Below are 20422 nucleotides of genomic sequence, written 5' to 3' on the forward strand. Positions count from 1 at the left end.
CTGCTGTTTCTACGCGCGTCCGGCGGCCGAGCCGCCGGACAAACCCTCTCGGCAGGTGTCACCTTCGTGCGCGCACGTCACCGAGTGGTACGCGCCAACTCCGATGTCGGCGAAGTTGGTGAGGCTGTCGGTGCCCGTGGCGAAGTAACCGGTGTGGCCCTCCGCGTCCTTCGCGGACAGCACGCGCGCGCCGAAGGCGTTCGACACCGGGTCCTCGCCGTGCCCGAGGCCGCCGAGCTCCATGTACGGCACGTCCTGGATCCAGTCGTCGGCGTCCCGCATCGCCCACACCCGCGCGAGCGTGTGCAGGTGGGAGGCCTTCGAGGTCCGCATACCGGGGCTGCCCGCCACCGCGATGTCGGTCACCCGGGCCGGCAGCCCGTGCGCGGCGACCCCGCACACCACCGAGCCGTAGCTGTGGCAGAACAGGGCGACCTGCGAGGTCCCGGGCAGCGCCCGCACCAGTGCGTTCAGTCGTACGGCGCCTGCCTCGGCGCGTCCCGCGGTGGCCGAGTCGATGCCGAGGCCGCCGGGGGAGGTGTAGTCGGCCCAGGCGATGACCGCCGTACGCGTGCCGGTCGTGTCCGTCGCGGACTTCGCCGTGTTCTCGGCCGCGTACAGGTTCTGCGCCATGCCGACCGGTGCCGAGTAGTCCTTGCTCGTCTTCTGGAACGTGAGCAGGTCGGTGTCGACGCCGGGGACGATGACCGAGACGCGCTGCGCGGTGTCCAGGTCGCCGAAGACCTCGGCGATCCGACCCGAACCCTCGGGGTCGAAGGCGAGGATGTGGCGGCCCTTCGTCGTCAGGGCCTCGAAGCGGTGCATGAGGCGTCCCGCCTCCTGCTGGCCCAGCGGCGTGAGGCGGTTGTCGTGCATCCGCTTCTTCTCGACCTCGCGCTGCTGTTCGAGGGCGATCCGGTTGGCGCGGTAGCGCAGCGTGACCGGGGCGCCGTTCATGTTGCCGAGCGCGAGCGGGTAGCGGTGCGCGAGGCGCGTCCGCTGCTGCGCGGTGAGCGAGGCGAAGAAGCGGGCCAGCCGGGTCGGGGACGCGTCCGGGGCGGGCAGCTCGCGCCCGTCGATCCGGCCGTGCTCCCACGCGGAGAGCGAGGTCTGGAGCGCCGTTTTCCCTGGGTGGCTGCGGACCGCGGTCCAACCGGTGGTCGCCAGCATCACGAACACCACGGCCAGCGCGGCCAGTGCGCGCCAGGCGTTCAGCGTGGGGGAGGAGTCGAAGGAAGTCACTGGGAGGACACACTAGGAGAACGAGAGGGTCTCGCGTTAACCGAGTGACGGGGATCACGTTTCAGCGGTACGTGACGAGAAACTCAGTACGACTCACCTTGTGCGGCTCGTGCGCCAGTTCCCGGCGAGCGCCGGTCCCACCCCGTCCAGATAGTCGGCCGTCAGCTCCCGCATCGCCTCGATGCTGAGGTCGTCGCCCGCGATCCACATCCGCTCCACCACCCGCATCACCCCGCCGAACACGGCCACCACGAGGCGCGGCCGGGGGTCCGTGTCCACGCCGAGCCCCTCGCGCTCGGCGACGATCAGCGCCAGCTCCTCCTCCAGCTCCTGCGAGCGCCGGAGATGCGCGGCGAGCAGCGCGGGCGTCGACTCGATCACGCGGTAGGTGCGCAGGTGCAGGTCCAGCGGTACGACCTGCTGGATCGCCTCGTTGATGGTGTCCCAGCTCTCCAGCACGGCCCGGCGCAGCGCCTCCAGCGGGGCCTCGTGCGGCGGGCGGGCGCGGACGGCCTCGACGAAGTGCGTCTCCGTGAGCCGGGGCACGAAGAACGCGGCCTCCTCCTTGCTCGCGAAGTAGCGGAAGAAGGTGCGCTGCGAGACGTCGACGGCCTCGGCGATCTCGTCGACCGTGGTCCGCTCGTAGCCCTTGGTCGTGAACAGTTCCAGGGCGGCGTGCAGCAGCGCGTCCCGCGTGCGGGCCTTCTTGCGCTCGCGCAACGTCTCCATGCCGTTCTCCTCGCCATTGTTGACAGTCGCCGACATCTGAACCTGTTTGTCAACTGTCAGCGGCTGACATTAGCCTCGAACGCATGACTAGTCAGACCACCATCAGTGCGACGGGGCCGGGGGACAAGGCACCGGCCGCCCCGTCCGCGCCGACGCCGTCCACGGGGCTGCGCGGACACCCGTGGTTCACCCTCATAACCGTCGCCGTCGGCGTCATGATGGTGGCCCTCGACGGCACCATCGTCGCCATCGCCAACCCGGCGATCCAGAAGGACCTCGGCGCCAGTTTCGCCGACGTCCAGTGGATCACGAACGGCTACTTCCTCGCCCTCGCGGTCTCCCTCATCACCGCGGGCAAGCTCGGTGACCGCTTCGGCCACCGGCAGACCTTCCTGATCGGCGTGAGCGGCTTCGCCCTCGCGTCCGGCGCGATCGGCCTCTCGCACAGCATCGCGTTCGTCGTCACGTTCCGCGTGCTCCAGGGTCTGTTCGGCGCGCTGTTGATGCCGGCCGCGCTCGGTCTGCTGCGTGCCACCTTCCCGGCCGAGAAGCTCAACATGGCGATCGGCCTGTGGGGCATGGTCATCGGCGCCTCCACCGCGGGCGGCCCGATCCTCGGCGGCGTGCTCGTCGAGCACGTCAACTGGCAGTCGGTGTTCTTCATCAACGTGCCGGTCGGTGCCATCGCGCTGGTCCTCGGTCTGCTGATCCTCCGCGACCACCGCGCGGCCCTAGGGCGGAGCCCGGAAAATGGGTACAGTGCGCCGCGCTCCTTCGACATCCTCGGCATCGTGCTGCTCTCCGGTGCGATGTTCTGCCTCGTCTGGGCCCTCATCAAGGCGCCGACCTGGGGCTGGGGTTCCGGCACGACCTGGGCGTTCCTCGCGGTGTCGGTGCTTGGTTTCGCCCTGTTCGCCTACTGGGAGCAGCGCGTCGCGGAACCCCTCATCCCGCTGGGCCTGTTCCGCTCGGTCCCGCTGTCCGCGGGCGTGGTCCTGATGGTCCTGATGGCGATCGCCTTCATGGGCGGCCTGTTCTTCGTGACGTTCTACCTCCAGAACGTGCACGGCATGAGCCCGATCGACGCCGGTCTCCACCTCCTCCCGCTCACCGGGATGATGATCGTCGGCTCCCCGCTCGCCGGCGCGGCGATCACCAAGCTCGGCCCGCGCATCCCGCTGGCGGGCGGCATGGCGGCCACCGCGATCGCCATGTTCGGGATGTCCACCCTCACCTCGGACACCGGCAGCGCGGTCATGTCGATCTGGTTCGCCCTGCTGGGCCTCGGCCTCGCCCCGGTGATGGTCGGCGCGACCGAGGTCATCGTGGGCAACGCGCCGATGGAGCTCTCCGGCGTCGCCGGCGGTCTCCAGCAGGCCGCGATGCAGATCGGCGGCAGCCTCGGTACGGCCGTCCTCGGCGCGGTGATGGCCTCCCGCGTCGACAACGACCTCGCCGGCAACTGGGCCGACGCGGGCCTGCCCAAGCTCACCCGGCCCCAACTCGACGCGGCCGCCGAGGCGGTCCAGGTCGGCGTGGCCCCGATCGCCCCGAACACCCCGGAGCCGATCGCCGCGAAGATCACGCAGGTAGCCCACGACACCTTCATCTCCGGCATGAGCCTGGCCTGCCTCGTCGCGGCCGGCGTAGCGGTGGTAGCGGTGTTCGTCGCGCTCCTGACCAAGCGCGGCGAGAACGCGGAGGCGGGCGCGGGGGCGGCGCACATCTAACCCTGATTCAGGCCGAGTTCGCCTATCAGGGTGACTCGGCTAAAGATTCCTGGCGTCCGGTACGCGCCGCAGGTCACAGTAAGTCAAGTCCTCCGCAGGGCAGGGGGGACGGGTTGGTCTGCGGCGCGCTGCCGGAGGGGGGCAGCGCGCAAGCAGGCTTTTTTTGCGTGTACGCGGGTATCCGATCGTGGTAACCGAAAGTGGCTGCACCAGCTGATCCGGCCGAACAGGCCCGGACGCCCAGGGAGTTGACGATGACGGGCTTCGGCAACGGAACGCGCAGGAACCCCCGCTCGCGTGGCCGCATGGGGTCAGGGAGCGGGCCGGACCGCGCGACGCTCGGCATCATCGGCCTGGTCTGCGCGATAGCGGGCTTCTTCACCCTGGGAATCATCCTCGGCCCGATCGCGGTGATCTGCGGCTGGCTCTCCATGGGCCGCCGCTGGACGGGCTCCCGCCGAGCGATGGCGCTGGTGGCCCTGGTCCTGGGCGCGATCGACACGCTGGCGGCGGTCATGTGGACATTCTTCTGAGCGGGGTCGAGTGGACCTGCTCCTGAGCGAAGAACGAGGAGATGTCCCTCTGGGCCGAGGCCGGGAGACCGTCGCTCCGGGCCGCGGCCGAGGGGACCTTCTCCTGGGCCACGGCTGAGCGGGCGTCGCTCTGGGGTGAGGTCGCGGGGCCGAGGTTGAGCGGACGTCGCTCTGTGCCGAGGTTCAGCGGATCTTCCTCTGAGTCGCGGCCGATTGGACGTCGCCCTGAGCTGAGGCGAGGCGGAGCTTCTGCTGAGCCGAGGTCGAGTGGGCGTTGCTCGGAGCCGAGCCCAAGTGGACCTTCTCTTGAGCTGCGGCTGAGCGGACCTTCTTTCGACCGGCAGCGAGGTGGAGCTTCTTCTGAGCCGGACTGAGCGGGCATGGCCTTGGGCCGAGGGGGAAGGGACCTACCGCTGGGTCAAGGCCGAGTGGCCGTTGTTCTGAGCCGAGCCCAAGTGGACCTTCTCCTGAGCCGCGACTGAGCCGATGCCGCTCTGAGCCGAAACTGAGCGGACCTTCTTCTGGGTCAAGGCTGAGTGGCCGTTCCTCCGAGCCGAGGGCGAGCAGAACCTTCCCTGAGCCGCAGCCGAGCACCCGTTCCCCTGAGCCGCGCCTGAACGGACGTCCTCCTGAACCGCGGCCAACGGGACAACCCATCCCCGACCGGTAGCGAAACCCCCGCCACCGACACCCCGGACAAGGCCACCACCTCCGCCCCGGAGGTGACTATCGCCCTGCTCCGAAGGGGACCGCTTCCAGCGACCCGGAGAGGGAGTTACCGCCCTGCTCCGAAGGGGACCGTCTTGGACGACCCGGGGAGGTGACTATCGCCCTGCTCCGAAGGGGACCGCTTCCAGCGACCCGGAGAGGGAGTTACCGCCCTGCTCCGAAGGGGACCGTCTCCGATGCCCCGGGGAGGTGACTCCCGCCCTGCCCCGAAGGGAACCGCTTCCGATGCCCCGGAGAGGGAGCTACCGCCCCGCCCCGAGGGGGACCGTCTCGGACGACCCGGGGAGGTGACTACCACTCTGCCCCGAAGGGGACCGCTTCCGATGCCCCGGGGAGGTGACTCCCGCCCTGCCCCGAAGGGAACCGTCTCCGATGCCCCGGAGAGGGAGCTACCGCCCCGCCCCGAGGGGGACCGTCTCCGACGACCCGGAGAGATGACTACCACTCTGCCCCGAAGGGAACCGCTTCCGACGACCCGGGGAGGTGACTCCCGCCCTGCCCCGAAGGGAACCGCTTCTGATGCCCCGGAGAGGGAGCTACCGCCCCGCCCCGAAGGGAACCGTCTCCGACGACCCGGAGGAGTCCACCCCCGACGCCCCGGACAGGCCCGTCACCTCTGCCCCGGATACGACCGCAGCCTCCGCCCCTGAGACGGCCACCACCTCCACCCCTGAGACGGCCACCACCTCTGCCCCGGAGCCGGTCACCGCACCCACCCCGGAGCCGGCCACCACCCCCACCTCCAAGACCCTCGCCCCAGAGACATCCACCCGCACCCCCGCCAACGCCGCCACCTCCGCCCGCAACCCCCGTACCTCCGCCGCCAACGCCTCGATCGCCAGCGTCTGTCGTCTCTCCTCCACGTCGTCCTTCTCGAAGCGGGCGATGAACCACGTGGCGATGTTCGCGGTGACGACGCCGAGCAGGGCGATGCCGGAGAGCATCAGGCCGACGGCGATCATGCGGCCCAGGCCGGTGGTGGGGGCGTGGTCGCCGTAGCCCACGGTCGTCATCGTGGTGAAGGACCACCACACGGCGTCACCCAGCGTCCGGATGTTCCCGTTGGGGGAGTCCCGTTCGACGGAGAGGACCGCCAGCGAACCGAACATCAGGAGGCCGATGACCGCGCCGGCGACATACGTCGTGAGCTGGATCTGTGAGGCCATCCGGGCCCGGCGGCCGACCAGTATCAGCGTCGACACCATGCGCAGCAGCCGTAGCGGCTGCAGTATCGGCAGCACGACCGCGCACAGGTCCATCCAGTGCGTGCGGACGAACCGCCGGCGGTCCCGGGACATCGCGAGCCGCATCAGATAGTCGGCGGCGAAGGCCCCCCACACCACCCACTCGACCACCGTGCACGCCGTCGTCAGCCGATGCCCGGCGGTCGAGTCCACGATCGGTACGGCGTAGGCCACCGCGAAACCCACCGCAAGGCCTAACAGGGGCCGCTGAGTCCGTTGCTCCCAACGGGCTTGCGCCGATGGTTCCTTCATGCCCGCATGTTAGGGCGATGCGCGGCCCCTGACAGGCGCCCCGAAGGGGCCGCCCATCAGGGGCGCGGGGAACTGCGCGACCAGCCCCCACGCACCCGCGGGCAAGAAACTACGCATCCCCTCCGGCAACACCCGGGTCGGCCGAGGAGACATCCAGCAACTGGTACCGATCGATCGCCTGCTTCAGCACCGACCGGTCGACCTTCCCCTCCCGGGCCAGCTCCGTCAGCACGGCCACCACGATCGACTGCGCGTCGATGTGGAAGAACCGCCGAGCCGCCCCGCGCGTGTCCGCGAACCCGAACCCGTCCGCCCCCAGGGACTGGTACGTCCCCGGCACCCACCGCGAGATCTGGTCGGGAACCGACCGCATCCAGTCGGAAACGGCCACGAACGGCCCCTCCGCCCCGCTCAACTTCCGCGTGACGTAAGGAACCCGCTGCTCCTCCTCGGGATGCAGCAGGTTGTGCCGCTCGACCTCGACCGCCTCGCGCCGCAGTTCGTTCCACGAGGTCGCGGACCAGACATCGGCCCGAACGTTCCACTCCTCGGCGAGGATCCGCTGCGCCTCAAGCGCCCACGGCACGGCGACCCCGGACGCCATGATCTGCGCCGGAACCGTCCCCGAAGCCCCCTGGCTGATGCGGTGGACGCCCTTGAGGATGCCCTCCACGTCGACGTCCGCGGGCTCCGCCGGGTGCTGGATCGGCTCGTTGTAGACGGTGAGGTAGTAGAAGACGTCCTCGCCGTGCGGGTGTTCCGCGTCCGAGCCGTACATCCGCCGCAGCCCGTCCTGCACGATGTACGCGATCTCGTACGAGTACGCCGGGTCGTAGGCGACACACCCCGGGTTGGTCGACGCCAGCAACTGCGAGTGCCCGTCCGCGTGTTGCAGACCCTCACCGGTCAGAGTCGTACGCCCCGCGGTCGCGCCCAGCACGAAACCGCGGGCCAACTGGTCGGCCATCTGCCAGAACTGGTCACCGGTGCGCTGGAAACCGAACATCGAGTAGAAGACGTAGACCGGGATGAGCGGCTCGCCGTGCGTCGCGTACGCCGAACCCGCCGCGATCAGCGAGGCCGTACAGCCCGCCTCGGAGATGCCGTCGTGCAGCATCTGGCCGGTCGGCGACTCCTTGTAGGCGAGCAGGAGTTCACGGTCCACCGACTCGTACTGCTGGCCCAGCGGGTTGTAGATCTTCGCGCTCGGGAAGAACGAGTCCATGCCGAACGTGCGGTACTCGTCCGGCGCGATCAGCACGAACCGCCGGCCGATCTCCTTGTCCCGCATGAGGTCCTTGAGCAGCCGTACGAACGCCATGGTGGTGGCGATCGACTGCTGGCCGGAACCCTTCTTCACACTCGCGTACGTCTTGTCCTCGGGCAGCGCCAGAGGCTTCGAGCGGACGACACGCGTCGGGACGTAGCCGCCCAGCGCGTTGCGCCGGTCGTGCATGTACTGGATCTCCTCCGAGTTCCGGCCCGGGTGGAAGTACGGCGGCGCGCCGGACTCCAGCTCCTGGTCGGTGATCGGCAGGTGCAGCCGGTCGCGGAAGCCCTTGAGGTCGGCGACCGTCAGCTTCTTCATCTGGTGCGTGGCGTTGCGGCCCTCGAAGTTGGGGCCCAGCGTCCAGCCCTTGACCGTCTGGGCCAGGACGACGGTCGGCTGGCCCCGGTGCTCCTTGGCCGCCGCGAAGGCCGCGTACACCTTCTGGTGGTCGTGCCCGCCGCGCCCCAGGTGCAGGACCTGGTCGTCGGTCATGTTCTCGACCATCGCGCGCAGCCGGTGGTCGTGCCCGAAGAAGTGCTCGCGGATGTACGCGCCGGTCTCCGTGGCGTACGTCTGGAACTGGCCGTCCGGCGTGGTGTTGAGCTGGTTGACCAGCACACCGTCGCGGTCCTGGGCGAGCAGCGGGTCCCAGGTGCGGTCCCAGACCAGCTTGATGACGTTCCAGCCGGCGCCCCGGAACTGCGACTCCAGCTCCTGGATGATCTTGCCGTTGCCGCGCACCGGGCCGTCGAGCCGCTGGAGGTTGCAGTTGACGACGAAGGTCAGGTTGTCGAGGCCCTCGCGCGCCGCGATCGACAGCTGGCCGAGCGACTCCGGCTCGTCCATCTCGCCGTCGCCGAGGAACGCCCACACGTGCGACCGCGACGTGTCCGCGATCCCGCGCGCCTCCATGTAGCGGTTCATCCGCGCCTGGAAGATCGCACCGAGCGGCCCCAGGCCCATCGACACGGTCGGGAACTCCCAGAAGTCCGGCATCGACCGCGGGTGCGGGTACGAGGACAGTCCGTACGGCGCCTTCGACTTCTCCTGGCGGAACGCGTCGAGCTGCTGCTCGCTGAGCCGGTCCAGGAGGAACGCGCGGGCGTAGATGCCCGGCGAGGCGTGCCCCTGGAAGAAGATCTGGTCGCCGCCGTCGCCCTGGTCCTTGCCCCGGAAGAAGTGGTTGAAGCCCACGTCGTAGAGCGAGGCGGAGGACGCGAACGTGGCGATGTGGCCGCCGACGCCGATGCCCGGCCGCTGCGCCCGGGACACCATCACCGCGGCGTTCCAGCGGGTCGCGTTCAGGATCTTGCGCTCGATCTCCTCGTTGCCGGGGAAGAACGGCTCGTCCTTGGTGGCGATGGTGTTGACGTAGTCCGTGCTGCGCATCTCGGGCACGGCCACGCGCTTCTCGCGGGCCCGCTCGATCAGCCGGAGCATCAGATAGCGGGCCCGCTCGCGGCCACGCTGGTCCACGGCGGCGTCGAGCGAGTCGAGCCACTCCTGGGTCTCTTCGGGATCGAAGTCAGGAACCTGACTCGGAAGGCCGCCAATGATGATCGGATTGCGATCGGATCCGGAAGCCACGCTGTTCCTTACCTGTCAGAGGGAGCTGTGTGAGGGGGCTGTCTGAGGCCGATGGAGGGCTGATGGGGGCTTAATGAGGCTTATCGGCGCTGGATTTCCATGGTTCTGCACCGTTCCCCATGGTCTACCGCAGGAGGGCAATCGTCATCTCTACCGTGAGGTAACCGTGACTCGTTTAGCAAAGTCATTCGAGTCGCGTACCCTCGGAGGGTTCTCAAACGTGCAAACCGGGCAGAACGCTGTGGTGTACGTCACCGGTGGCCGCGATAGCGTGCCTGGAGTTGCGGCGACACGGCCAGGATCGTCACCGTTTCGGCGTTCCGAATCGCCGGGTACTTGCGCGATCCGGCCCGTCCGTGTGGACTACGGCCAATGCTTCGCGCACGCGCGTGGCTGGACATTCATCAAGACATGATCAGGAGGCAACCCGTGAGCGCGACCGCGGACCACGCGGAGGAGCGGACGAACCCTGCCGTAAGGCTGGGGTTCCAGCCCGAGCAGGTGGTCCAGGAGATCGGCTACGACGACGACGTAGACCAGGAACTCCGCGAGGCCATTGAAGAAGTCATCGGCAGCGACCTGGTGGACGAGGACTACGACGACGTCGCCGATGCCGTGGTGCTGTGGTTCCGCGACGAGGACGGCGACCTGACCGACGTGCTGGTGGACGCCATCTCGTACGTCGAGGAGGGCGGCTCGATCCTGCTGCTGACGCCGAAGACCGGCCGTGACGGCTACGTCGAGCCCAGCGACATCTCGGAAGCCGCCACGACCGCGGGCCTTTCCGCGGCCAAGAGCGTCAGCGTGGGCAAGGACTGGAGTGGCAGCCGGCTGGTGACGCCCAAGGCAGCCAAGTCCAAGAGGTAGTCCCCGGAGGTACCTCGATCGTTGAATCCCGGACGGGCTGGCCACGCCAGCCCGTCCGTCCGCATGCGGTGATCGCTGCGTAGGGTGGTCGCAGGGTGGACTCACCCGAACAGCCCCACCGAAGGGATGCAGGACGAGATGGCGATCCAGGTCGGCGACAAGGCCCCCGATTTCGAGCTCAAGGACAACCACGGCGCGACCGTGAAGCTGTCCGACTTCCGCGGCGAGAAGAACGTGGTGCTGCTCTTCTACCCCTTCGCCTTCACCGGCGTCTGCACCGGCGAGCTGTGCTCCCTGCGCGACAACCTGCCGCAGTTCACCGACCGCGACACCCAGGTCCTCGCGGTCTCGAACGACTCCATCCACACCCTGCGCGTCTTCGCCGAGCAGGAGGGCCTGGAGTACCCGCTGCTCTCCGACTTCTGGCCGCACGGCAACACTTCGCGCGCCTACGGCGTCTTCGACGAGGACAAGGGCTGCGCCGTGCGCGGGACCTTCGTCATCGACAAGGAGGGCGTCGTGCGCTGGACGGTCGTCAACGGCCTGCCGGACGCACGCGACCTCAACGAGTACGTGAAGGCGCTCGACAGCCTGTGATTGTTAGGTTCCAGAGCCTGCGAGGGTCGGGAACCCGTCACTAGGATCGAGACGTTGATCCGATACCGACGCACTACGGGGCATCCCCGCCCCTGGACACCAATGGAGGACTCGTGGGAGTCAGCCTCAGCAAGGGCGGCAACGTATCACTGACCAAGGAGGCCCCGGGCCTGACCGCGGTCATCGTCGGTCTGGGGTGGGACGTCCGCACCACCACCGGCACCGACTTCGACCTCGACGCCAGCGCACTGCTGCTGAACAGCGCGGGCAAGGTCGCCAGTGACGCGAACTTCGTCTTCTTCAACAACCTCAAGAGCCCCGACGGCTCCGTCGAGCACACCGGTGACAACACCACCGGTGAGGGCGAGGGCGACGACGAGGCGATCAAGGTGAACCTGGCGGCGGTCCCGGCCGACGTCGACAAGATCACCTTCCCGGTCTCGATCTACGACGCCGAGAACCGCCAGCAGTCCTTCGGCCAGGTCCGCAACGCGTTCATCCGCGTGGTGAACCAGGCGGGCGGCGCCGAGATCGCCCGCTACGACCTCTCCGAGGACGCCTCGACCGAGACCGCGATGGTCTTCGGCGAGCTCTACCGCAACGGCGCGGAGTGGAAGTTCCGCGCCATCGGCCAGGGCTACGCCTCGGGCCTGCGCGGCATCGCCCAGGACTTCGGCGTCAACGTCTGACGTCCGGGCGTCCGACGTCCGGGCGTCAGACGCACGGACGCTCGGCGTACGGAGGCTTCACCGCCCGGGCGCCGCACGGTTCGCGTGCGGCGCCCGGGGGTCTCCCCTCCGGGGGAGCGCAGGACAACCAAAGAAGCATCACCTCGGGGAGGACCAGCACTATGGGCGTCACGCTCGCCAAGGGGGGCAATGTCTCCCTGTCCAAGGCCGCACCGAACCTCACGAACGTCCTGATCGGCCTCGGCTGGGACGCGCGCTCCACCACCGGAGCCGACTTCGACCTCGACGCCAGCGCACTGCTGTGCAACGGCGGCAGGGTGCTGGGCGACGAGTGGTTCATCTTCTACAACCAGCTCACCAGCCCGGACGGTTCGGTGGAGCACACCGGCGACAACCTCACCGGTGAGGGCGAGGGCGACGACGAGTCGATCCTGGTCGACCTCGCCAAGGTGCCGGCCAACGTCGACAAGATCGTCTTCCCGGTCTCCATCCACGACGCCGATGTCCGCGGCCAGACCTTCGGCCAGGTCAGCAACGCCTTCATCCGCGTCGTCAACCAGGCCGACGGCCAGGAGCTGGCCCGCTACGACCTCTCCGAGGACGCCTCCACCGAGACGGCCATGATCTTCGGCGAGCTCTACCGCTACCAGGGGGAGTGGAAGTTCAGGGCGGTCGGACAGGGGTATGCGTCGGGGCTGAGGGGCATCGCCATGGACTTCGGGGTCAACGTCTCGTAAAGGCGTTATCCACACCGGCTGTCCCGGACGGCGGAGTCTCCCTCTAGACTCAGTGCTCGACGTCAAATTTTAAGTAAAGCCGAGTGCGGCGCGGGGGGAGGCCCTCCCCCAGACTCCGTCTGGGGGAACCCCCAACACACGATTGGGTAGCCAGTGCTTCTGAAAACCTTCGGCTGGTCGTTCGCGGTCACCGCGCTCGGCCTTGTCGCAGCGGCGTTCTACGGGGGGTGGGAAGCCTTCGGCATCGTGGCGATCCTGGCCGTCCTGGAGATCTCGCTGTCCTTCGACAACGCGGTGGTCAACGCCGGCATCCTGAAGAAGATGTCCGCCTTCTGGCAGAAGATCTTCCTCACGGTCGGTGTCCTGATCGCCGTCTTCGGCATGCGGCTGGTGTTCCCCGTCGTCATCGTCGCGGTCACCGCCAAGATCGGCCCGATCGACGCGGTCGACCTCGCGCTCAACAACAAGGACCACTACCAGCAGCTGGTCACCGACGCCCACCCGGCGATCGCGGCCTTCGGCGGCATGTTCCTGCTGATGATCTTCCTCGACTTCATCTTCGAGGACCGGGACATCCAGTGGCTGCGCTGGATCGAGCGTCCGCTCGCCAAGCTCGGCAAGGTCGACATGCTGTCGGTCTGCATCGCGCTGATCGTCCTCCTCATCACCTCGTTCACCTTCGCGGCCCACGCCCACCAGCACGGCGGCGCCCACGCGGACAAGGCCCAGACGGTCCTGATCGCCGGTATCTCCGGCCTCATCACGTACATGATCGTCGGCGGACTCTCCGGCTACTTCGAGGACAAGCTCGAAGAGGAGGAGGAGCGGGAGCACGAGGAGGAGGAAGAGGCCGCGCGCACCGGCAAGCAGCGCTCGGCGGTGGTCCTGGCCGGCCAGGCCGCGTTCTTCATGTTCCTGTACCTCGAAGTCCTGGACGCGTCCTTCTCCTTCGACGGCGTGATCGGCGCGTTCGCCATCACCAACGACATCGTCCTCATGGCCCTCGGCCTCGGCATCGGCGCGATGTACGTCCGCTCGCTGACGGTGTACCTGGTCCGCCAGGGCACCCTGGACGACTACGTCTACCTGGAGCACGGCGCGCACTACGCGATCGGCGCCCTGGCCGTGATCCTCATGGTCACCATCCAGTACCAGATCAACGAGGTCATCACCGGCCTGGTCGGCGTCGTCCTGATCGGCTGGTCGTTCTGGTCATCGGTCCGCAGGAACAAGGCCCTCGCGGAAGCCGAGGGAAAAGCAGGCTCGGACGAGAAGACTGAGGTCCCGTCCGGGGTGTGACAAGCTCCCTGGTGAGGGAACGCTTCTGTTCGGGGCGGCCGTCGAGGACATGTCCTCTGTCCGGCCGCCCCGACGGCTTTGTCATACGCAGTGTGGATGCGAACGTGGGGGCGGGAATGGGCTTCTTCGACGGAATCTGGCGGCGCGAGGCCGACTTCGACTCGGGCAGCGCGGCCAGCAACGCGATCGAACTGACCAAACGGCACCACCAGGTCTCGCTCACCAAACAGGGCGCGGCCACCGGCAACCTCCGCGTCAACCTCACCTGGCGGATGCGGACCTCCGACATAGGTGGCCTCCAGCGCGACAGCCTGCTGCGCCACCCCTTCAAGGCGCTGAAGCCCCCCGAGGTCATGGGCCACAGCCAGAGCATGGTCAACGTCGACCTCGACCTGGGCTGCCTCTACGAACTGATGGACGGAACCAAGGGCGTCGTCCAGCCCCTCGGCGGCCTCCTCGGAGACGTCAACTCACCGCCGTACGTCAAACTCAGCGGCGACGACCGCTTCGGCTCCGCGTCCGGCGAGACGATGTACGTCAACCTCGACCACCGCGACCAGATCAAGCGCCTCCTGGTCTTCGTCTACATCTACGACCAGACCCCGGCCTTCGACCGCACCCACGCGATCGTCACCCTCTACCCCAGCAACGGCCCCCGCATCGAGATAGGCCTCGACGAACGCCACCCGCAAGCCCGCTCCTGCGCGGTCGTCATGATCGAGAACGTCAAGGGCGAGCTGGTGGTCCGCCGCGAGGTGAAGTTCGTCTACGGCTTCCAGGCGGAGCTGGACCGGTTGTATGGGTGGGGACTGCAGTGGGGGCGGGGTTACAAGACGAAGGTCGAGCGCTGAAGCGCCCCGAAGGGGCAGCTTCCCCAGGGGCGCGGGGAACTGCGCGCCCAGCCCCCACCGGCCCGCGCCCAAAAAACAACGCACCCACCCTCAGATGAACTGCGGCCCCTGCGGCGGCAGGCGAAAGTCAGGATCCGGCGCAGTAGCAACAGGTACCGGCTGCGGATACCCATACGTCCCCGCCGGAGCCGTCTGCGGATACCCATACGCAGGCTGAGTCACCGGCTCCTGCGGATACCCGTACCCAGACTGCACCGGAACGGCCGGAGGCAACGGCTGCGAAACCTCGGGAACCGCGGCAGCGCCCCCCTCCGACTCGTCCACCGTGATCCCGAAGTCCATCGCCAGCCCACGCAACCCGTTGGCGTACCCCTCGCCGAGCGCCCGGAACTTCCACCCGTCACCCCGCCGGTACAGCTCCCCGCAGATCAGCGCGGTCTCCTCGCCCGTCTCCGGCTTGATGTCGAAATACAGCAGCGGCTCACCCTCGGCGACAGCCGCGTCGTACAGCAGGATGCGCAGCCCCTGTACGCGGTCGAAGGTGACCTCGTCCGCCGAAGCGACCACGAGAATCCGGCCGACTTCGGGCTCGACACCGGCGAGATCTGTCTGGATCGTGTCGGTAGGCCCCTCCGCGACACGCTTCTTGCCGAGCCACCAGACCTTCCCGGAGGGGTGCCGGGGCTGGTTGTAGAAGACGAAGTCCTCGTCGGAACGCACCTGACCGGCGGGGCCGAGGAGCAGCGCGGAGGCATCCACGTCAGGGACCCCCTGCCCGGGAGTCCAGCGCAGCACGGCACGTACCGTGGTGGCTTCCAGCGGGACGTTCGACCCCTTCAGCATCGCGTGCGTCATGCGGTCATCCTGCCCTCTCGGTCCTGGTCACGACAACGTGGGGGTTCGGACACCGACACGGCCGAGTTACCTGAAGTTCATGCCCGGTGGGAACCCCTGACATGGGTTTGTACGTACTATTACCGGCCACCTATCGAAAACAATCACGAACCACATCGGCACCACGGGGGAGCTTTATGCGTCATTTCGGGCACATTGCCCCTGAGGTACGGCAGCACCTCTTCTTCCAGGAGCCGTGCGAGTTCGACGCGGACTCCCCGGCCCGGCTGCTCGCCGCGGCCCTGGGCGCCACGCTCTACAGCCCGGCCACCCGCCCCCACCTCGCCGACGACATCGTCAAGCTGGCGGGGCGCGGTGTCGTGTCGATGGTGCTGTGCCTGGAGGACTCGATCGGCGACGAGGACGTACCGGCCGCCGAGGAGAACCTGGTCCAGCAGTTCACCGACCTGGCCGCCCGCCCGGACACCGAGCTTCCGCTGCTGTTCGTCCGGGTCCGCGTGCCCGAGCAGATCCCCGATCTCGTCCGCCGCATGGGCCCGGCCGTAGAACTGCTCTCCGGCTTCGTGATGCCGAAGTTCACCGAGGAGAGCGGGACGCCCTTCCTGGAGGCGCTGGCCGCCGCGGAGGCGGCGAGCGGGCACCGGCTGTTCGGCATGCCGGTCCTGGAGTCGCCGGAGCTGCTGTACCGCGAGTCGCGCGTCGAGACCCTGGAGGGCATCTCCCGCGCGGTCGACAAGTACCGCGACCGCGTTCTCGCCCTGCGCCTCGGCGTGACGGACTTCTGCTCGTCCTACGGCCTGCGCCGCGCCTCCGACATGACGGCCTACGACGTCCAGATCGTCGCCAACGTGATCGGTGACGTGGTGAACATGCTGGGCCGCGCCGACGGCACCGGCTTCACGGTGACCGGCCCGGTGTGGGAGTACTTCCGGGTCCAGGAGCGCATGTTCAAGCCGCAGCTGCGCCGCAGCCCCTTCCTGGAGGGCCAGGCGGAGGAGCTGCGCGAGGCGCTGATCGAGCACGCCATGGACGGCCTGCTGCGCGAGATCGCCCTCGACCAGGCCAACGGGCTGCTGGGCAAGACCTGCATCCACCCCACCCACGTGCTGCCCGTGCACGCGCTGTCCGTGGTCAGCCACGAGGAGTTCTGCGACGCGCAGGACATCCTGCGGCCGGAGCGGGGCGGCGGGGGCGTGCTGCGCTCGGCGTACACGAACAAGATGAACGAGGTGAAGCCGCACCGCGCCTGGGCCGAGCGGACGATGCTGCGCGCCGAGATCTTCGGGGTCGCACGCGAGGACGTCGGCTTCGTGGAGCTGCTCGCCGCCGGAATCCCCGGCTGAATCGCAAGGGACGTATGAACAAGGCAGTGAACGACGGTGTCCGGTCGGACGGCAACGGGGTCTGGTCGGGCAGTTGGGTCGCGGAGCGGCTCGGGGTCGAACTGCTCGGCGACCCCGAGCTGACCGACCTCCTGGGCCTGGCCCTCCGCCGCAACCCCAAGCGGGCCCACCTGCTGGTGTCGAACGTGCTCGGCAAGCACGTCCCGCAGTCCCCGTCGATCGTGTACGGCTACGGGTTCACCCTGGGCCGTCGGGTACGCGAACTCCTCGGCGCGGAGGAATGCGCCCGGGCGGTGGTCCTCGGTTACGCGGAGACGGCGACGGGGCTCGGCCACGCGGTGGCGGACGGCATCGCCCTCGCGCCCTACCTCCACTCGACCCGTCGCCCGGTCGCCGGCGTCGCCACGGCGGGCGGCTTCGAGGAGTCCCACTCCCACGCGACGTCCCACCTCCTCCTCCCCGAGAACCCCGAACTCCTCTCGGGCGAGGGCCCGTTGATCCTGGTCGACGACGAGTTCTCGACGGGCAACACGGTCCTGAACACCATCCGCGACCTGCACGAGCGCTATCCGAGGAACCGGTACGTGGTGGTCGCCCTGGTCGACATGCGCTCGGCTGCGGACGCGGGTCGTCTGGACGCGTTCGCGGCGGAGATAGGCGCGAGGGTGGACCTGGTGGCGGCGGCGTCGGGCACGGTTCGCCTGCCGGCGGGGGTACTGGAAAAGGGCCAGGAGTTGGTGGCGAGGTACGAGTCAGGAGGCGCCGGTCCGGGTGGTCGGTCGTCTACTGCGCCGTCTGGGCTGGTCGCGCAGTTCCCCGCGCCCCTGAAGGACAAGGGCGATGCCGTTGACCCGAGCCGTGAAGCCACCCCGAATACCGAAACGGGCCCGGGTACCGAAACCGCCCCGAGCCTCGAAGCCACCCCGACCCCCAACTCCCCAGGGGCGCGGGGAACTGCGCGACCGGCCCCCACCGGCCCGCACCCGACCGACAACCGAATCACCCGAGTCGAACTCCGCTGGCCCCGAAACCTTCCCGATGGCGGAAGACACGGCTTCACCCCGCATCACCGAATACGCCTCGAACGCGCCCTCCCCGCAATGGCCGCCCGCCTGGCCGACGCACTCCCGGAAGACGCTCACCGCGTGCACATCCTCGGCTTCGAAGAGCTGATGTACGCCCCGTTGAGACTGGCCCGCGAGCTGGAGCAGGTCGTCGACGCCGGAGTCACCTACTCCACGACCACCCGCTCACCCGTCCTCGCGGTGGACGACCCGGGCTACGCGATACGAACCCGCCTGACCTTCCCGGCCCACGACACCCCCGCGGACGGCCCGGGCGACCGCTACGCCTACAACATCGCCGGCGCCGGTTTCGACGCGGTCGTAGCCGTGCTCGACGACACCGCCGACACCCCCGAACTCCACGCCCCGGACGGCCTGTTGGCGAGGCTCGCCGAACACACCCCGCACGTCGTCCTCGTGGTGCTTCCCTCGTACGTCCCCGAAAGGCCCCCCATGCTCCCCGACCCCCTCCGCGGCCCCGCCTTCTCCTCGTACGCGCCCGAAGAGGTCGGCTGGCTGCTCCAGGACCTCTCGGACGTGACCCTGGAGGCGCCGACCGAGGAGCGCGAGGAGGCCATCCAGAGCGGCGGCGCGCACTACGCGGAGTCGCTGCCGGTGGAGTACCAGCCGAGCGAGCAGTACCAACAGCTCTTCCACACCGCCCTGGACGAGGCCGCCGGACGACTCGCGCTGGCCGTGGGCGCGGTCACCGAACTCGTCCTCGCCGAACGCTCCCCGCACCCCGTGCTCGTCTCCCTCGCCCGCGCCGGCACCCCCGTAGGCGTCCTGATGCGCCGCTGGGCCCAGCACCGCCACGGTCTCGACCTCCCGCACTACGCCGTGTCGATCGTGCGCGGCCGGGGCATCGACGCCAACGCGCTCCGCTGGCTCGCCGCCCACCACGACCCCGCCGACGTCGTGTTCGTCGACGGCTGGACCGGCAAGGGTGCCATCACCCGCGAACTTGCCGACGCGGTCAGGGAGTTCGAGGAGTCCGACGGCATCACCGGCTTCGACCCGGAGATCGCGGTACTCGCCGACCCGGGTTCGTGCGTGAAGACGTACGGCACCCGCGAGGACTTCCTCATTCCCTCCGCCTGCCTCAACTCGACCGTGTCGGGCCTGATTTCGCGTACGGTGCTCCGCTCGGACCTGGTCGGCCCGCACGACTTCCACGGCGCCAAGTTCTACCGCGAACTCGCCGGAGCCGACGTCTCGGTGGACTTCCTGGACGCCGTGGCCGCCCGCTTCCCGGAGGTCTCGGACGCGGTGACGGTCCTCGCGAAGGAACTGCTCGCCGCTGACCGCACCCCGACCTGGGAGGGCTGGGCGGCAGTTGAGCGGATCAGTGAGGAGTACGGCATCCACGACGTGAACCTCGTCAAGCCCGGCGTCGGCGAGACCACCCGGGTGCTGCTGCGCCGGGTGCCCTGGAAGATCCTCGCGCGGGCCGGTGCGGGCGCCGACCTCGACCACGTCAGACTGCTCGCCGAGCAGAGAGGCGTGCCCGTCGAGGAGGTGGCCGAACTGCCGTACACCTGCGTGGGGTTGATCCACCCCAAGTACACGCGCGGTGCGACCGGCGCCGACGGCAAGGCGGTGGCGGTCTGATGCCGGTACTCGTCGCGAGCGACCTCGACCGTACGCTCATCTACTCCGCGGCGGCCCTCGCCCTGACGATGCCGGACGCGCGGGCGCCCCGGCTGCTCTGCGTCGAGGTGCACGAGAGCAAACCGCTGTCCTTCATGACGGAGACCGCGGCCGGACTCCTCACCGAACTCGGCGAACTCGGTGACGCGGCCGTCTTCGTACCGACCACCACCCGCACCCGCAAGCAGTACCAGCGCATCAACCTGCCCGGCCCGGAACCGAAGTTCGCGATCTGCGCCAACGGCGGCCACCTCCTCGTCGACGGCGTCACCGACGAGGACTGGCACGCCCAGGTGCAGTCGAAGCTGGCCGCCGAGTGCGCCCCGCTGGAGGAGGTCCGGCAGTACCTCGCCGACACCGCCGACCCGGCCTGGGTCCGCAAACACCGCGTCGCCGAGGACCTCTTCGCCTACCTCGTGGTCGAGCGCGAACTCCTCCCCGAGGAATGGGTGAAGGAGCTCACGGTCTGGGCGGAGACCCGAGGCTGGACGGTGTCGTTGCAGGGCCGCAAGATCTACGCGGTCCCGAAGCCCCTCACCAAGAGCGCGGCCATGCGGGAGCTGGCCCACCGCACCGGCGCCACCCTCACCCTCGCAGCCGGCGACTCCCTGCTGGACGCCGACCTGCTGCTAGCAGCGGACAAGGCTTGGCGCCCAGGCCACGGGGAGCTGGCAGACGAGGCGTGGACGGCCCCCAACGTCACGGCCCTACCCGAGCGGGGAGCACTGGCGGGGGAGCGCATCCTCCGGGAGTTCCTGAGAGCGGCCCACCCGACGACCCCCTAGGGGCGACCCGCCCCCACGCACCCGCACCCGACAACGCACCGCACAGACGTTGCCTAGCCGCAGCACCCGCCACCACAACAACCGCCGCCCCCGCCGCCCCCTCCGGCCGCGGGTGCGGCGGACGTACCGCCCACGGCCACGGCAGACAGCAGCTTCACGGTGTCGCCGTGCCCCGCGGGGCAATCGGCCGGCGCGGACGACTCCGCCATAGGCCGACTCAGTTCGAACGTAGATCCGCACGTGCGGCAGCGGTACTCGTAACGAGGCATGGCCTCAGGCTAACGCCCACCTCACGTGAGTACGGCACCTTGTTTTTTCATGAAGGTTTCGGCTGTGTCCTGTTCTGTCGTTTTCTTATATGGAGAACTT

At 68.8% G+C, this 20422-nt stretch carries 16 protein-coding genes and 1 pseudogene; 11 read left to right on the forward strand and 6 right to left on the reverse strand.

Features of this window, described 5'->3' with window-relative positions:
- Window positions 1–9 precede the first annotated feature (9 nt).
- Window positions 10–1242: an alpha/beta hydrolase gene (locus tag OG226_RS33805; protein ID WP_329351015.1), complete on the reverse strand. Its 1233-nt coding sequence runs from the start codon at window positions 1240–1242 to the stop codon at window positions 10–12.
- Between the two features lie 93 nt (window positions 1243–1335).
- Window positions 1336–1971, reverse strand: a complete 636-nt coding sequence (locus OG226_RS33810; protein WP_328683591.1) for a TetR family transcriptional regulator — start codon at window positions 1969–1971, stop codon at window positions 1336–1338.
- A gap of 83 nt (window positions 1972–2054) precedes the next feature.
- On the opposite strand from OG226_RS33810, the gene OG226_RS33815 reads away from it, so the two are divergent.
- Window positions 2055–3701: an MFS transporter gene (locus tag OG226_RS33815; RefSeq protein ID WP_328683592.1), complete on the forward strand. Its 1647-nt coding sequence runs from the start codon at window positions 2055–2057 to the stop codon at window positions 3699–3701.
- 254 nt (window positions 3702–3955) lie between these two features.
- Complete coding sequence (locus tag OG226_RS33820) at window positions 3956–4234, forward strand: DUF4190 domain-containing protein (protein WP_328686511.1); 279 nt, start codon at window positions 3956–3958, stop codon at window positions 4232–4234.
- A gap of 1508 nt (window positions 4235–5742) precedes the next feature.
- Here OG226_RS33820 and OG226_RS33825 read toward each other — a convergent pair.
- Both OG226_RS33825 and aceE read right to left on the reverse strand, forming a co-directional pair.
- A pseudogene (locus tag OG226_RS33825) lies at window positions 5743–6459 on the reverse strand (potassium channel family protein); the annotation flags it as partial.
- Window positions 6460–6568: 109 nt separating this feature from the next.
- A complete protein-coding gene (gene aceE / locus OG226_RS33830) occupies window positions 6569–9316 on the reverse strand; it encodes a pyruvate dehydrogenase (acetyl-transferring), homodimeric type (protein ID WP_328683593.1) in 2748 nt (915 codons plus the stop codon).
- A gap of 429 nt (window positions 9317–9745) precedes the next feature.
- Between aceE and OG226_RS33835 the strand changes: the two genes are divergently transcribed.
- The 6 genes from OG226_RS33835 (at window position 9746) to OG226_RS33860 (ending at window position 14356) form a co-directional block, all read left to right on the forward strand.
- Entirely contained in the window at window positions 9746–10183 is a 438-nt protein-coding gene (locus OG226_RS33835) for a DUF3052 domain-containing protein (RefSeq protein ID WP_019060358.1), read from the forward strand.
- A gap of 138 nt (window positions 10184–10321) precedes the next feature.
- Window positions 10322–10780 (forward strand): peroxiredoxin, encoded by a 459-nt coding sequence (locus tag OG226_RS33840; protein WP_328683594.1) that lies wholly within the window; start codon window positions 10322–10324, stop codon window positions 10778–10780.
- 113 nt (window positions 10781–10893) lie between these two features.
- Window positions 10894–11469, forward strand: a complete 576-nt coding sequence (locus tag OG226_RS33845; RefSeq protein ID WP_019060360.1) for a TerD family protein — start codon at window positions 10894–10896, stop codon at window positions 11467–11469.
- Between the two features lie 161 nt (window positions 11470–11630).
- The gene (locus OG226_RS33850; RefSeq protein WP_328683595.1) at window positions 11631–12206 is read left to right on the forward strand and encodes a TerD family protein; all 576 of its coding nucleotides are present in this window, start codon (window positions 11631–11633) and stop codon (window positions 12204–12206) included.
- Between the two features lie 153 nt (window positions 12207–12359).
- Entirely contained in the window at window positions 12360–13505 is a 1146-nt protein-coding gene (locus tag OG226_RS33855) for a DUF475 domain-containing protein (protein WP_328683596.1), read from the forward strand.
- 116 nt (window positions 13506–13621) lie between these two features.
- Window positions 13622–14356: a TerD family protein gene (locus OG226_RS33860; protein ID WP_033286889.1), complete on the forward strand. Its 735-nt coding sequence runs from the start codon at window positions 13622–13624 to the stop codon at window positions 14354–14356.
- A 90-nt stretch (window positions 14357–14446) separates the two neighbouring features.
- Here the strand turns inward: OG226_RS33860 and OG226_RS33865 are convergent, their stop codons facing one another.
- Complete coding sequence (locus OG226_RS33865; protein WP_328683597.1) at window positions 14447–15211, reverse strand: TerD family protein; 765 nt, start codon at window positions 15209–15211, stop codon at window positions 14447–14449.
- A 176-nt stretch (window positions 15212–15387) separates the two neighbouring features.
- On the opposite strand from OG226_RS33865, the gene OG226_RS33870 reads away from it, so the two are divergent.
- Genes OG226_RS33870 through OG226_RS33880 form a run of 3 tightly spaced genes read left to right on the forward strand, consistent with a single transcriptional unit; the run spans window position 15388 to window position 20053 of the window.
- Window positions 15388–16554, forward strand: coding sequence for an HpcH/HpaI aldolase/citrate lyase family protein (locus tag OG226_RS33870; RefSeq protein WP_328683598.1), 1167 nt, complete (start codon window positions 15388–15390; stop codon window positions 16552–16554).
- 14 nt (window positions 16555–16568) lie between these two features.
- A complete protein-coding gene (locus OG226_RS33875; protein ID WP_329351016.1) occupies window positions 16569–19229 on the forward strand; it encodes a phosphoribosyltransferase in 2661 nt (886 codons plus the stop codon).
- On the forward strand, window positions 19229–20053 hold the full coding sequence (locus OG226_RS33880) for an HAD family hydrolase (protein WP_329351017.1): 825 nt from the start codon (window positions 19229–19231) through the stop codon (window positions 20051–20053). Before OG226_RS33875 ends, OG226_RS33880 begins: the two co-directional genes overlap by 1 nt.
- 53 nt (window positions 20054–20106) lie before the next feature.
- On the opposite strand, the gene OG226_RS33885 is transcribed toward OG226_RS33880, so the two are convergent.
- Window positions 20107–20322 (reverse strand): FmdB family zinc ribbon protein, encoded by a 216-nt coding sequence (locus OG226_RS33885; protein ID WP_329351018.1) that lies wholly within the window; start codon window positions 20320–20322, stop codon window positions 20107–20109.
- Between the last annotated feature and the right edge of the window lie 100 nt (window positions 20323–20422).

This window comes from Streptomyces sp. NBC_01261 (genome assembly GCF_036226385.1).
Taxonomy (GTDB): domain Bacteria; phylum Actinomycetota; class Actinomycetes; order Streptomycetales; family Streptomycetaceae; genus Streptomyces.